Source organism: Saccharobesus litoralis, from assembly GCF_003063625.1.
Classification (GTDB): Bacteria; Pseudomonadota; Gammaproteobacteria; order Enterobacterales; family Alteromonadaceae; genus Saccharobesus; species Saccharobesus litoralis.
The window spans coordinates 4,597,202-4,610,130 of sequence record NZ_CP026604.1; the positions used below are offsets into that span (position 1 = coordinate 4,597,202).

Genomic DNA, 12,929 nt, shown 5'->3' on the forward strand with positions numbered 1-12,929 from the left:
GTGGGTGCGCATATTAAAGAAATTATTCTTCAAGTCAACGAGTTTTATCATTTTTTTCTTAAAAAATTACTGTTTGATTAAAACACCAGCAAAGCGATGAAATTAACAACAATTCGAACAAAAAACAGCTCAAATAATGTCCATACTAAGAACAATATTGACGAACAATACCTCTAGCTAACAATCCAGACAGGGTTTGTTCAAAACCACTTTCTATTTGTTCCTGAGTAAATTGCGGCATGGATTGTTGAACTGTCTGTAAAATATCTTGATAAAGGCAACCAGGATTTGCTTGTATCAATCCGAGCAATTGAATGGTCGCTGGATTAACTAACATAAAATCGACATCCAGTTCTTTATTTCTATACACGACCAACCCCGTCCCTTCTGTAGTGGGTTGTTGCGGTTGGTATTCATTAGATATTTGATGAACAGGATATTGGTAATGAAGTGGCCATGCAGTTTCTGCTATAACAAGCGGCTGCTCCTTCGCTTGCTCAATATCGATACATGGATAATCCGCTAATTCCTGCTTAATTGATATAACCAACTCAACCCATTCATAGTGTGCTAATTCAACCAGAAATGGCGGATCGATCGCGGTTGGTTGATACTCATTTGCCAAAAACTCAACAAAGGCCTCTGATATATCTAAAAATATTGGCGACTCACATTGATGCTGAATAAAAAATTTGCGAGCTAAACGCTGCCAATCCTCTTCATTATATAAACTGTTTAATACCGGAAAGCCTGACGTAATAAACCCTAACACGTTATTGAAGAACAAATCGCGATAGATCTTCATTCTGCGGTTTTCAATTCCTTCTGGCATGGCCGCATTTTCAGGGTCACGGATATGGTTAGCGAATGCCTGTTGTATTTCAGTAAAGTCTGTCATCCAGCACTCACCTTTTGCAAAGCTTGATACTTTTGCTGAATAACTTTTATTTTTTCTAGCTCGAGTACTAATTCATCCGTTTCGGGAATATTAAAGTCGCGCTCCAGCAATGTCGGAAAAACACCATGTAGAGAATAAGCTTTTTCAAGTAACTGCCATACGGGTTCAATGACATCGGCTCCATGCGTATCAACTATTAGATCTTTAGCCTCTTGATAATGACCTGCAATATGCCCATAGGCGATCCGTTGCGTCGGCATTGCTTGTAAAAAATGCTCGGCATCATAGCCATGGTTAACTGAATTAACATAGATATTATTAATATCGAGCAATAACTGACAATCGGCTTGTTCTAGCACTTCTAACGTAAAGTCGAGTTCTGTCATCTCCTGACCAGGCGCTGCGTAATAAGATACATTTTCCATAATTAAAGGGCGTTCAATAATATCTTGTACTTGCTTTATACGCTGTACAACGTGTTTAACAGCACTTTTAGTGAACGGAATTGGCATCAAATCATATAAATGACCATTGGCAGAGCAATAACTCAAGTGCTCCGAATAGGCTAAAATATTGTGTTTATCAAGAAATTGCTTAACCGCCCGCACAAATTCAATATCCAAAGGGTCAGGACTGCCAATTGACAGTGATAAACCATGGCAAACAAACTGCTGACTTTCGGTTAAAAAGCTAAACTGCTCAGCATACTTGCCTCCCAACGTCATCCAATTTTCAGGCGCCACTTCCATAAATTCAGCTTGTGGTGGAACTTGTTCAACAAATTCGCTAAGCATATCGCGCCGCAAACCTAAACCGACCCGATTTAAATTAGCCAATCCAGCCATTCTCTTCTCTCAAAATATAAAAACGCAAAATGCTAAACACAAAACGTAAAAAAGCCATGACACTTTATACCCATACATTTTAGGTAAATAAAGCTGTCACGGCCTCAAATAAAACAGTAAGTAGCTGTCATGTATAGTCAAAGCGATCAGGTTTTAGGGGCAGGTTTCTAGTTCCAGACGAAACCTAAGTACCTACATCCATGTAGGCAAAGCCGTCAAGCTTCGAGACCCCATGAGCATATGCTCTATTATGTGATTGGGGCGAGTAAGCGCTGACAATGAACCATAAGACCTGAGCGAGAAGACTATATAAAGAAACTATAAAAACAACTACTTTTAATAAATACGCGAGCGACTACTTAGCTTTTACCGCCGCACTTACCTTCGCCGCACTTGCCTTCTTTTTTAGCTTTGCCGCCACACTTACCTTCGCCGCACTTGCCTTCTTTTTTAGCTTTGCCGCCACACTTACCTTCTCCGCACTTTCCTTCTTTGTTGGCCTTGCCGCCACATTTACCTTCGCCGCACTTGCCTTCTTTGTTGGCCTTGCCACCACATTTACCTTCGCCGCACTTGCCTTCTTTTTTGGCCTTGCCACCACATTTACCTTCGCCGCACTTGCCTTCTTTTTTGGCTTTGCCACCACATTTACCTTCGCCGCACTTGCCTTCTTTTTTGGCTTTGCCACCACATTTACCTTCGCCGCACTTACCCTCAGCCATTTGTAACTGGTAACCAGCGTCTAAATCTTGCATTGTAAATGGCGCAGCTGAAGCCGGTGCTGATACCGCCAAAGAACCTACCATTACTGCACCTACAGTTGCTGCTACTGAATTTTTTTTGAATGCGCTCATTTGAATTACCTTTTCAATTGTGTCATGTGAATGATTAATATGTCGTTATTGTAAAAGACCCTAAAGGGTTTTAATTAATTTCAAGATTTTTTACAAATTAAAGATTTTGGCCAAAATATAAGGAGTTTTTTTCTTGTAAATCAATGACCAAGAACAATAGGTAAGATTTTAGATAAAGTGAAGGAACAGAGCCAGATTATTTTCTGACTCTGTATTAAGTAAAGGTACAAACTAAAACGTAGCAATAACCTTTACATCAGGCGTGACGTTTTTGGCGTCAATATAGCCGATCGCATTAGGGGAGGATTTAACTTTTGCAATCACATCCGCTTCTGATTTTAACTGATCGGGTGGCGTACCTTTACCCGTAAACACATATTTACCCCAATAAGCATTAATTTGCGCAGGCGAACGTTGGATAACCATTTTCTCAAACTCGTTGCGAACACCACTGCCTTCATTCAAATTAAAAGGAATAACATCAGAGCCAGAGGGAAAAGCCTTATCTTTACCCATAAAAATTCGGCTAATTTGCTTTCTATCTAAGTTGTCTGCGACACTCGGATTAACAATAATAGCCACCTCGGCTGATAAGCTAAAAACGCTAAAGCTAATACAACCTATAGCAATAGTTAATATTTTCCTGAACATATCAACCCCCTAAAACATTAAATCGATACCGAAACGCAGCGCCGATGCATCTCGATTACGATTATCTTGTTCAAATTTAGAATATTCAACTTTAACCGCTGCATTATAACTAATGTCGTACCGCGCCCCAAAAGATAGTACTGTAGCATCTGATAATTCAGAAACCGATGGCTCGTTCAATACATTATCATGAATAAAGTTGTATAACAGTTGTGGTGTAGGCTGACCAGTCGCATCCAACATCACCACTGGTGTACCGGCAGGGAGCGTTACAGGTCCTTGCGGGCTTAATGTCGGCGTATCACTCGCCAACGCGGTTGGAATAGAAGAAAGTGCGACTTCATTCGACTCATCATCAGCCTTTTCGTACGTCACTTGCAGAACGAGATTATCAATGCGTCGGCCAAATGACACATATGAACGTTTTTGCACTGCTAATAATGAGTTATCCACTTTAAGCTCAGTATATTCAACTTCTGCTAACCAGTTGTTGTAATCGATTTTACCACCTACCCCAATAAAAACCCCAGGGTCTTCCTGCGCTACAAGATCGTTTTTCGCTTGTTCTAATCGGTAAAAATCGAGCAATTGGGTTAAAGCACCAAAACTAGAACCGGCGTCAAAACTCACGTCACCGACAATATAACCCCCACGTAAACTTAACCATTCATCATAATCTAAAGTTAAATTAACACCGGATAATCCGTCTACTTTAACACTACTATCTTCACCGCCATCATAAGCGCCTGTAAAACCTTGAAAAATATAATCAAAATCAGCAACTCTACCATTATTGATAACGGAAATACCTTCGTAAGTATTGAAAGGTAAGCTGTATACTAACTGAGGTGGTTTTACCCAATTGTAAGAAAAGCCAACATCTAGGAAATCAGAATAGCGATAAAAAGGCACTCTTAACTTACCGGCATTAACTTTCCAATTTCTATCAATCTGATAAGTGACATAGGCCCATTCCATATCAACATTGTAGTCATTTGCGCCGCGAGCAATAATTTGTGTGGTTGCGGATAACCCTTCACCTAAATCAGTCGAGGCTTGTAATGCGAATAATGATTCAGGCTTAAAGTTAAGTTTGTCGCTGTAACCTCGATACTCCCAGCTATCTTCAGAAGAGGTACCACCAACGATAGAAGCAAACCCTCTAAATTGAAGTTCAGCTGATGCCGGTAACGAGGCAGACACAGCCACGGCTAAAACACTCAGTGAAACTAATTTTCTTTTCATACTTCACCCATCTTAGTCTTCCCCAATAAGACATAAACAGCCGCCTAACTTATGTTTAGTTCAGTTCCACTGAATTTCGCTAATTCACAAATTAGGTAGCGGTTTGATTGTTATTGTTATAGGTATAGCAGAGATCCGTAAAAATAAAATTTATTCACTTAAATAACGTGTAAATGAAGATGGCATCTTATCAAGCGCGCGAATTTTAATTGCTCGATAATAAACTTCAGCGCCTTCAGATTGGATTTGCAGTTGACCAGACGTAAGCGGCTGTCCTTTTTTATCGAGTGAGTTTTCAATCGCCATAACCACTTGGCCATTAATGACAAAAACCGCTTTATCATTAAGTGCATACAAATCCACTTGGTTCCATTCACCGTGCGGTGCATCCGGCTCTAAATAGGCGTGACTATAACCTTTTACTAAGCGGTTATGTTTACCTTCGGGCTGATACAAATAGTGACCTTCTAAAGTATTGGTTTTTATCGTCGCGGTCGGGCCAGCTAAAGGAATGTAATCACCAAAATCGCTTTCCTGAACTTGCAACTCTTGGCACGCTTTCCAAACTCGCCAAAATGCTCCATGCTCACCATAACAGTGGAACAATACTCCACTGTCGCGTTTAGCATTTAAACGCGGCGCCCATTTTTTATCGCCCCACTTAATTTGCATAGTTAAGTGATAATTTTGATAGCTGGCTAATGTGGTTAAACCACCGTATATCTCACCGCTGATTTTTAATTCGGGTTGCGCTTTAGAATGGTCAACTTGAAAGACATTTTTAACATCATTATTAAGTCCCATGGCTAATGATGGATCACCATGCTGATTTAAGTTCGTGGCTGTGTATGTGCCTTTTGGTAAACCTTTTACAGACGAGTGCGGAACACCCATCCAAATCTGCCATTGGTCTAAATTTCCAGGCATTAAATCATGCCAGTCAGATGTCAGTTTATGTTCAATCACAGGTGAATTGCTAGGATCAGACAATAACTGACAAGCAGTAAGTGAGCTTAGCACGCAGAATGTGAGGGAAAGTTTAGTTATTTGATTTAGCGTTGTTTTGAGTGTTGTTTCGAGTGTCGTATTGAGCGTTTTTGTGAACATATGTGGCCTTCTTAGTTGGGCGAGTTTTTTAACTTAATAACTTAAGCACCCTAACAGAAAGCCGTCATATTCAGCAGTCTAACTATTCACAGATAAAATATAGATTTTAATACTATTAAGAAATAACTGTCATCTATCCAGCTACAACAAAGTTTTTACGAAACGCGGTCGGTGACGAACCGGTTTCTTGCTTAAAGGTACGTGAAAAATGATAAAGATCACAAAAACCACAACGTTCAGCGACTTGCTCTACCGAATCCCCCTCTAGCAATAATAATTGCTTAGCTAACTCGATACGTTTAGCCAATATGTAACGTTTAGGCGCAATATTAAAAGCCGCTTTAAACTTACGCGAGAAATGTTCTGGCGACATGTTCGCGTCTTGCGCTAACTCTTTAATGTCAGGCGGATTAGTCAAATTAGCGTTAATTTTATTAAGTGCTGGCAATAAAGACTGGTGTCTAAAACCCGCTTCATGAATTTCTGTTTGCTGAAACTGCTGAATAAAAGGCGCAACCAAGTTGAGCAAATGAATTTTACGATTAATAACACCACTAGGTTGCTTATCGTTAACGGCTGAAATTAATTTTAAAAAACTGGCCTTATATTCAGGTTTATCTGACACATCAATTTCAGCCGTTTGGCCGTATAGCATAAATAAGTCTAATTCAGCTTCTAAGGATGCTTGAAAATGCGTCCACAAAAAATGCAGTCCATCTTTAGTGCTATGTGAAATAAGTTGATAAGGTGGGATCAAATATAAATACCCTGGTTTCATAGTGATCTTCTTATCTTTAAATACCAACTCACCTTCACCAGACTCAATATAATAGATACGATTATAATGATTAATAAATTGATCACCTGCCCACTCACGACCAATTTGCATGTCATGAGCAGTATAAACATGAAATTTCACGTGACTAAAAAGATTGTCTGGCATCAAGTTTTCCCAGACAAATCCGCCTGATCCGGTTTCGTATTTTTCAGGTCTCATATTTTAACTCATCAAAAAAAATCAAATATCCAAAGTGGATTTTGTAAACAATCGAGGTAAAAAGCAATAGGAAATGCAAAATATACATCATAAAAAAACAAATATTTACCTAAATTAACGAAACAAATTTGGATAATAAATGGTTTTATCTTGGGCCATTCGCCTACGGAACAAACAACTCTGATTACTAGGTAATGGTTACAATTCGTTTAAAATAAAATCCACACAAATCTACCTACTGAGTAGGACAAATAGCTGCTATTTATTGCTATTTATGTCTATAATCAGATGAATAAATTTGATATTAGCTCCCCCACTAAGAAAAAATCAAAAACACACAAAACAAACCCAACTCCATCAATTTTTTAATTATTTACACTTATGTAACATTGTCAGCATCAAAATAGTTCGTGGTGTTGAAATGGACATTATTCAATTTTTTGGGCGTTTCCACGTCCTGGTTTTGCATTTACCCATAGGAATTTTGCTAATGGCAGCCCTGATGGAAATGCACACATCAATTACAGGTAAACAAAGAAATCCACTATTAAATCAAATTTGGTTATGGGGAGCGATATCTGCTATTGCAGCTTGTATACTCGGCTACATGCTCTCTTTAGGCGGTGGATATAATCCAGAAGCTGTCGATATTCATAAAGCATTTGGTATTTCAGTCGCGACTCTCTCCATCATCTGCTGGTTAGCCTTCTCCATTAAAAGCCAATTAAACAAACTCTTGGTTTTAGGCTTATCTGGTTTTCAATTGCTATTACTGTTCACAACCGGCCATTATGGCGCCAACATGACTCATGGTGAAACTTACCTCGTTGAGCATGCGCCTAATTTTGTACGGCAGATCGCAGGGTTTGAACCCCACGCAGCACCTCGCGAAAAAGTGACATCAATCGCCCAAGCTGATATTTACCTTGACCTTATTCAACCTATGTTTAAACAACGTTGTGTCAGTTGCCACAATGATTCAAAAGCAAAAGGTGGCTTAAACCTAGCGTCGGTCGACGGTATTGTAAAAGGGGGAAAAACAGCATCCACTTGGGGCAATGGTCAACTTGAAAACAGTGAGCTATATAAACGGATCAGCATAGATAAACATGATAAAAAGTTTATGCCGGCTGAAGGTAAAACGCCTTTAAGCGATGATCAAGTTGATGTTATCGCGTGGTGGATAAAAGCCGGTACGCCAACCTCTGGTTTAGTCGGCCCACAAAAAATTGCCGACCGCTACCAAGGCGCAATGGCTCGAGTTTTAGGTTTAAGTGCCAGCGCCGGAGCGTGGCCGCTAGCAAAAATAGCAACGCCTAATCCACAAATAATCACATCGTTAAATAACCAAGGGTTTATTGTTAAGCAGATTTCGCAAAAAGTAGCGCACTTAGATATTGACGCTTCAATTCGAGTTAAAAACCTACCCAATAGTGCAATACAAACGTTAGTCGACAATAAAACGGCTATCGCTTATCTCAACCTGTCTAAAACGCAGGTAACCGACGAGCAATTAGTGCAGATCGCACAGTTATCTAATCTCATTAAATTGCGACTCGATAGCACACAAGTCACTAGCCAAGGCATTGCAGCGCTCGCGGGTGCAAGCAACCTCACCTATTTAAATCTGTACGGCACGCAAGTTGATGATCAGGTATTTAGCACGTTAGCCACATTCCCTAAATTGAAAAAAGTCTTTCTAGCTGACACCAACATCAGCCTAAAAGCCGCCAATGAATTTAGTGAAAAGCATAGTGAAATAGCCTTAATTCATAACAAAGGGCTAAATAAAAAACCTGAACAAATAGCCCAAACCGCAGCCGAATAAGGCAAGGCAAAATTTATGAAAAATAACAACACAAATACAAAAGACCAAACTAGCCAAACGGTTAATCAAAGCAAACGTCAGTTTATTAAACAATCATCTGCGTTAAGTACCACCCTATTGTTGGCCGGCATGAGCCAAAGTGCCAATGCGCATGAACCACCACCTAAGCCGTTACCCAAAGCGGGGCGTAACCCGCACGGTAAAATTGTTGGCCATGGTGATTTTCAATACAAGGTAGATTATCACTGGGGGGAGCAAGACCGCAGCAAGTTCCCTGTCGAAAATAGTCATGGTTTAGATTTTGACTCCAAAGGCCGTTTAATTATGGTGACCGATAGCGATGTTAATAACTTCGTTATTTTTAACAAAGACGGCAAAGTATTAGATGCATGGGGCACACAACACCCAGGGGCGCACTCAGTTAAAGTGTCACGCGAAAATGGCGAAGACTTTATCTATATTGTTGATGGCGGCTGGATATTAGACAGAAACCGTCCTGATAACCAATGGAAAAATAAATGGACACGGCAAAGCGGTTTTGTTTCCAAATTAACGCTAGACGGTAAATTAGTTTACACATTAGGCCACCCGCTTAACTTAGGCATTTACGAACCGGGAATGCGTTTTCAGCCAACTGATATCACCATTGCCCCAAATGGTGATTTATATGTAACGGATGGTTACGGCTCTGACTGCGTTATCCATTATGATTCTAATGGTCGTTATATAAACCATTGGGGCGGTTGGAAAAACAAAGATAAAAAACTAAACCTGAAAAATACTCACGGGATCGCAGTAGATACCCGCGATCCTAACAGCCATCACTTATTAATAAGTTCTCGTGGTGAGCAAAAAATTAAGCAATACACACTAGATGGAAAATTATTAGGCGAAATTAACTTACCCGGCGCCTATGCCGGTGGGCCCGTATTCAAAGGCGAGCATTTTTACGCTCCGGTTTGCTGGTCAAAAATCGATGGCAAAATGGCGCCCAATTCTGGCTTTATCACTATTTTAGACAAGCACAACAAAGTTGTTTCTAACCCCGGCGGTACGCGCCCACATTACGAGAACGGCCAACTCACATCCATGCAAAGCACATGGGACGTATTCAATCACTGCCACGCTGTTGCAGTCGATGATGAAGAAAACCTGTATGTCGGCCAATGGAACAGCAACCAAATTTATCCCATTAAACTCGTTCGTGTGTAGGTTGAATTAGCATGAAAAACACTAATCATTTACAAACAAGCTTATTGATACCCCAGTTAAAGCGCACTTTTCAGCAAACATCGACAGCCAAGCCATATTGGTTATCACTTATTTTTGCTAGCACTCTAGTGGCGTGTGGCAGTCAAGACGACCAACAAACCTTTGCTGAGCCATTACCTGAGGTAGTCGACTTTAACTTTCACGTTAAACCCATTTTGTCCGACACCTGTTATTTGTGTCACGGCCTAGACGAAACCAACGCCAAAGGCGGCTTAAGCTTAGCCAGTTACGACAAAGCCACCAGCCACAAAACCGCAGAAGGAAAAATGGCACTGATCCCTGGCAATCCAGAAGACAGTGAAATTTGGCAGCGTATTTTATCTGATGATGAAAATACCATCATGCCACCGCCCTCTTCCAATCTCGTTTTGTCTGATCGCGAAAAAGCCATTATCAAAAAATGGATAGAACAAGGCGCCGAGTATAAAAAGCACTGGGCCTTGATCAAACCTGAACGCGCTAAAACCCCTACAGTGTCTAAAGTTGACTGGGTTAACAACGATATTGATAACTTCATTTTAAAACAAATTGAAGCCAAAGGTTTAACCCCGCAAAGCCCCGCAGATAAAGAAAGCTTGATCCGCCGAGCTAGCTTTGACTTAACCGGCTTACCGCCGACACTGAGCGAAATTGACGAGTTTCTCGCAGATGATTCTGCTAATGCCTATGAAAAATTAATTGATCGCTTGCTCGCAAAACCAAGCTTTGGCGAGCGCTTAGCCACAGAGTGGATGGATGTAGCCCGCTACGCAGACACCCATGGTTACAGCACCGACTTTTACCGCGACATGTCACCCTATCGCGACTGGGTTATTGACAGCTTTAATCAAAATCGTCCGTTTGATGAATTTATCACTTGGCAGGTCGCTGGCGACTTATTACCCAACGCGACCACTGAACAACGTTTGGCCACCGCCTTTAACCGCATTCACGCACAAAATGGCGAAGGTGGAATTGTCGCAGAGGAGTTTCGTGTTGAGTACGTCAAGGATCGTGTACAAACCATAGGCACTGGCTTATTGGGTTTAACCATGCACTGTGCACAATGTCATGATCATAAATACGACCCCATATCGGCCAAAGACTATTACTCTACATTTGCCTTTTTTAACAACATAGACGATTCAGGTCAGATTTCTTATGATCCGAACGACATTCCGGTACCCACGCTAAGATTACCTAACGCAGAACAGGAAAAGCAATTAACCAGCCTTGAAGCTGAAATAGCTAAGCAAAGTCAGTTAATTAACCAAACCCATTCGCTAAACAATGCCGAGTTTAAAAAATGGTTAGCCAAAGACCCATCGCTTGACAAAATCACTGGCGACGACGCGTTAATTGCCTACTACCCGTTCAGCAAAAAAGACAGTGTAAAATCAATTGCTGAAGTTAAAAACCAAGACCTAGCCGGTAAAGTCATTTGGGGCGCGCAGCCCAATGAAAAGAATGGGCCAGACATGGTGCATGAAATCAGCGAAGGCCGCCAAGCAATCGTGTTAAACGGTGACGACGCCCTGTATTTTCCTAAACTTAACGACTTTGACCGAGCTCGCCCGTTCAGTGTCAGTATTGATGTCAAATTACCAGACGACCTAGAAGAAGGTGTATTGGTGCACTACAACAAAGCTGGCGTTTTGTATAACTTTAAAGGGTTTGATTTTGGCCTAGAAAATAACCAATGGATTGTACGTTTAGCCCATACTGCCCCCTACAACGCCATTATTCTTAAATCTCAGCAAACAGTGCAACGCAATAAATGGTTAAACGTAACCATGACCTACGATGGCTCATCAAAAGCCGCTGGCACTAAATTCTTTGTTAACGGCCAAGAAATTGCCATGACTGTCGAGCGCGACAATTTATACAAAGACATCAAACATACTAAAGAAGGAGTGCTAAAAGAAATTGGCATTAAAGTAGGTGCTCGCTGGCGTAGCCGCGGGTTAAAAGGGGCTGTTGTTGACAACTTAAAGGTATATCAGCGCGACCTAACCGCTATCGAAATAGCCAACGCCAACCAAGTACAGGCACCAAGCAAAAGTGAGGCACTGTTAGCCTTATTTAATAGCCAGTACAACAAGCGCTATCAACAAGATGTCGCCAAGCTAACCCAATTGCGCCAACAACAAAACAGCTTAGCTGAAACCATTAAAGAAATCATGGTTATGGAAGAGCTACCCGAACCACGCCAAGCCTATATTTTAGAGCGTGGTAGCTATGCCTCGCACGGTGAGCCGGTGCAACCTGGGGTGCCAGAACGCGTATTTCCTTATGACCCAAGCTGGGGTAATCAACGCGACGGTTTAGCTAAATGGCTAACCCATCCCGATCACCCTCTGGTATCTCGCGTTGTGATCAACCGCTATTGGCAAATGATGTTTGGTACAGGATTAGTCCGCACACCGGAAGATTTTGGCAACCAAGGTCAATTACCCACGCACCCTGAATTACTAGACTGGCTAGCGCGTGAGTTTGTCGCCTCCGGTTGGAATGTTAAACACATGCTTAAGTTAATGGCGATGTCACAAACCTATCGCCAAAGCTCAATTGCCGATGCGCAACTAACTGAAATCGATCCAGAAAATAGACTGTATGCGCGTGGTCCCAAAGCACGCTTAACAGCTGAAATGATCCGTGACAATGCCTTAGCAGCCAGTGGCTTATTAGTCGATAAGTTAGGCGGTGAAAGCGTTAAGCCTTATCAACCCAAAGATATTTGGAAAATGAACAATATGGAATACAAACAAGGTGCAGGAGAAGAACTCTATCGCCGCAGCATGTACACCATACATAAACGCAGTGCTCCACCACCAAACATGACAGCATTTGATGCGCCAATGCGCAGCTATAGTGTCGGTACACGCCAACAAACCAGTACGCCGCTACAAGCTTTAGCCTTGCTAAACGACCCGCAAATTGTCGAAGCGTCACGCGTGTTAGCCAGCAAAGTTATGCAGCAAACAACGGATAAAACCGCACAACTGCGTACCATATACCGAACATTAACCAGTCGTAAAATCAGTGATGACGAATTAGCCATTGTCGAACAAATGTACCAAGACATGCTAAGCAGTTTTGCCAATAAATCAGAACAAAGTCACGAGTTACTCGCGATAGGTGAAGCCCAAGTGACAGGCGATAATATTCAAGCCGAACAATTAGCGGCTTTAACATCTATCACCAATATTCTGATCAACCACGACGCTACCGTTATTAAGCGCTAGGCATAAGC

General features: G+C 41.4%; 10 protein-coding genes. 3 read left to right on the forward strand and 7 right to left on the reverse strand.

The genetic code is table 11. The features are described from left to right. Positions 1 to 145: 145 nt before the first annotated feature. The 7 genes from C2869_RS17180 to C2869_RS17210 all read right to left on the reverse strand — a co-directional run bounded on the left by C2869_RS17180 (position 146) and on the right by C2869_RS17210 (position 6,597). Positions 146 to 898, reverse strand: a complete 753-nt coding sequence (locus C2869_RS17180) for an HvfC family RiPP maturation protein (RefSeq protein ID WP_108604113.1) — start codon at positions 896 to 898, stop codon at positions 146 to 148. Continuing rightward, positions 895 to 1,743, reverse strand: a complete 849-nt coding sequence (locus C2869_RS17185; protein ID WP_108604114.1) for an HvfB family MNIO-type RiPP peptide maturase — start codon at positions 1,741 to 1,743, stop codon at positions 895 to 897. The genes C2869_RS17180 and C2869_RS17185 overlap by 4 nt, the downstream gene beginning before the upstream one ends. Positions 1,744 to 2,102: 359 nt before the next feature. Next, positions 2,103 to 2,597 (reverse strand): HvfA family oxazolone/thioamide-modified RiPP metallophore, encoded by a 495-nt coding sequence (locus tag C2869_RS17190; protein ID WP_108604115.1) that lies wholly within the window; start codon positions 2,595 to 2,597, stop codon positions 2,103 to 2,105. Between the two features lie 231 nt (positions 2,598 to 2,828). After that, positions 2,829 to 3,248, reverse strand: a complete 420-nt coding sequence (locus C2869_RS17195; protein WP_108604116.1) for a type 2 periplasmic-binding domain-containing protein — start codon at positions 3,246 to 3,248, stop codon at positions 2,829 to 2,831. A gap of 9 nt (positions 3,249 to 3,257) precedes the next feature. After that, positions 3,258 to 4,493, reverse strand: coding sequence for a porin (locus C2869_RS17200; RefSeq protein ID WP_108604117.1), 1,236 nt, complete (start codon positions 4,491 to 4,493; stop codon positions 3,258 to 3,260). A 150-nt stretch (positions 4,494 to 4,643) separates the two neighbouring features. After that, on the reverse strand, positions 4,644 to 5,600 hold the full coding sequence (locus tag C2869_RS17205) for a 3-keto-disaccharide hydrolase (RefSeq protein WP_228710696.1): 957 nt from the start codon (positions 5,598 to 5,600) through the stop codon (positions 4,644 to 4,646). Between the two features lie 133 nt (positions 5,601 to 5,733). Next, a complete protein-coding gene (locus tag C2869_RS17210) occupies positions 5,734 to 6,597 on the reverse strand; it encodes a helix-turn-helix domain-containing protein (protein WP_108604118.1) in 864 nt (287 codons plus the stop codon). 490 nt (positions 6,598 to 7,087) lie between these two features. Between C2869_RS17210 and C2869_RS17215 the strand changes: the two genes are divergently transcribed. Genes C2869_RS17215 through C2869_RS17225 form a run of 3 tightly spaced genes read left to right on the forward strand, consistent with a single transcriptional unit; the run spans position 7,088 to position 12,921 of the window. After that, entirely contained in the window at positions 7,088 to 8,425 is a 1,338-nt protein-coding gene (locus C2869_RS17215; RefSeq protein ID WP_159084212.1) for a c-type cytochrome domain-containing protein, read from the forward strand. Positions 8,426 to 8,440: 15 nt separating this feature from the next. Beyond that, positions 8,441 to 9,637, forward strand: a complete 1,197-nt coding sequence (locus tag C2869_RS17220; RefSeq protein ID WP_228710697.1) for an NHL repeat-containing protein — start codon at positions 8,441 to 8,443, stop codon at positions 9,635 to 9,637. 11 nt (positions 9,638 to 9,648) lie between these two features. Continuing rightward, entirely contained in the window at positions 9,649 to 12,921 is a 3,273-nt protein-coding gene (locus C2869_RS17225; protein WP_108604120.1) for a DUF1553 domain-containing protein, read from the forward strand. Positions 12,922 to 12,929: the final 8 nt, after the last annotated feature.

Bases quoted from the DNA above. Each gene is read 5' to 3' on its own strand.
- C2869_RS17215 (WP_159084212.1), top strand. From the start codon at position 7,088: ATGGCAGCCCTGATGGAAATGCACACATCAATTACAGGTAAACAAAGA.
- C2869_RS17210 (WP_108604118.1), bottom strand. From the start codon at position 6,597: ATGAGACCTGAAAAATACGAAACCGGATCAGGCGGATTTGTCTGGGAA.
- C2869_RS17195 (WP_108604116.1), bottom strand. From the start codon at position 3,248: ATGTTCAGGAAAATATTAACTATTGCTATAGGTTGTATTAGCTTTAGC.
- C2869_RS17225 (WP_108604120.1), top strand. From the start codon at position 9,649: ATGAAAAACACTAATCATTTACAAACAAGCTTATTGATACCCCAGTTA.
- C2869_RS17200 (WP_108604117.1), bottom strand. From the start codon at position 4,493: ATGAAAAGAAAATTAGTTTCACTGAGTGTTTTAGCCGTGGCTGTGTCT.
- C2869_RS17180 (WP_108604113.1), bottom strand. From the start codon at position 898: ATGACAGACTTTACTGAAATACAACAGGCATTCGCTAACCATATCCGT.
- C2869_RS17190 (WP_108604115.1), bottom strand. From the start codon at position 2,597: ATGAGCGCATTCAAAAAAAATTCAGTAGCAGCAACTGTAGGTGCAGTA.
- C2869_RS17205 (WP_228710696.1), bottom strand. From the start codon at position 5,600: ATGTTCACAAAAACGCTCAATACGACACTCGAAACAACACTCAAAACA.
- C2869_RS17220 (WP_228710697.1), top strand. From the start codon at position 8,441: ATGAAAAATAACAACACAAATACAAAAGACCAAACTAGCCAAACGGTT.
- C2869_RS17185 (WP_108604114.1), bottom strand. From the start codon at position 1,743: ATGGCTGGATTGGCTAATTTAAATCGGGTCGGTTTAGGTTTGCGGCGC.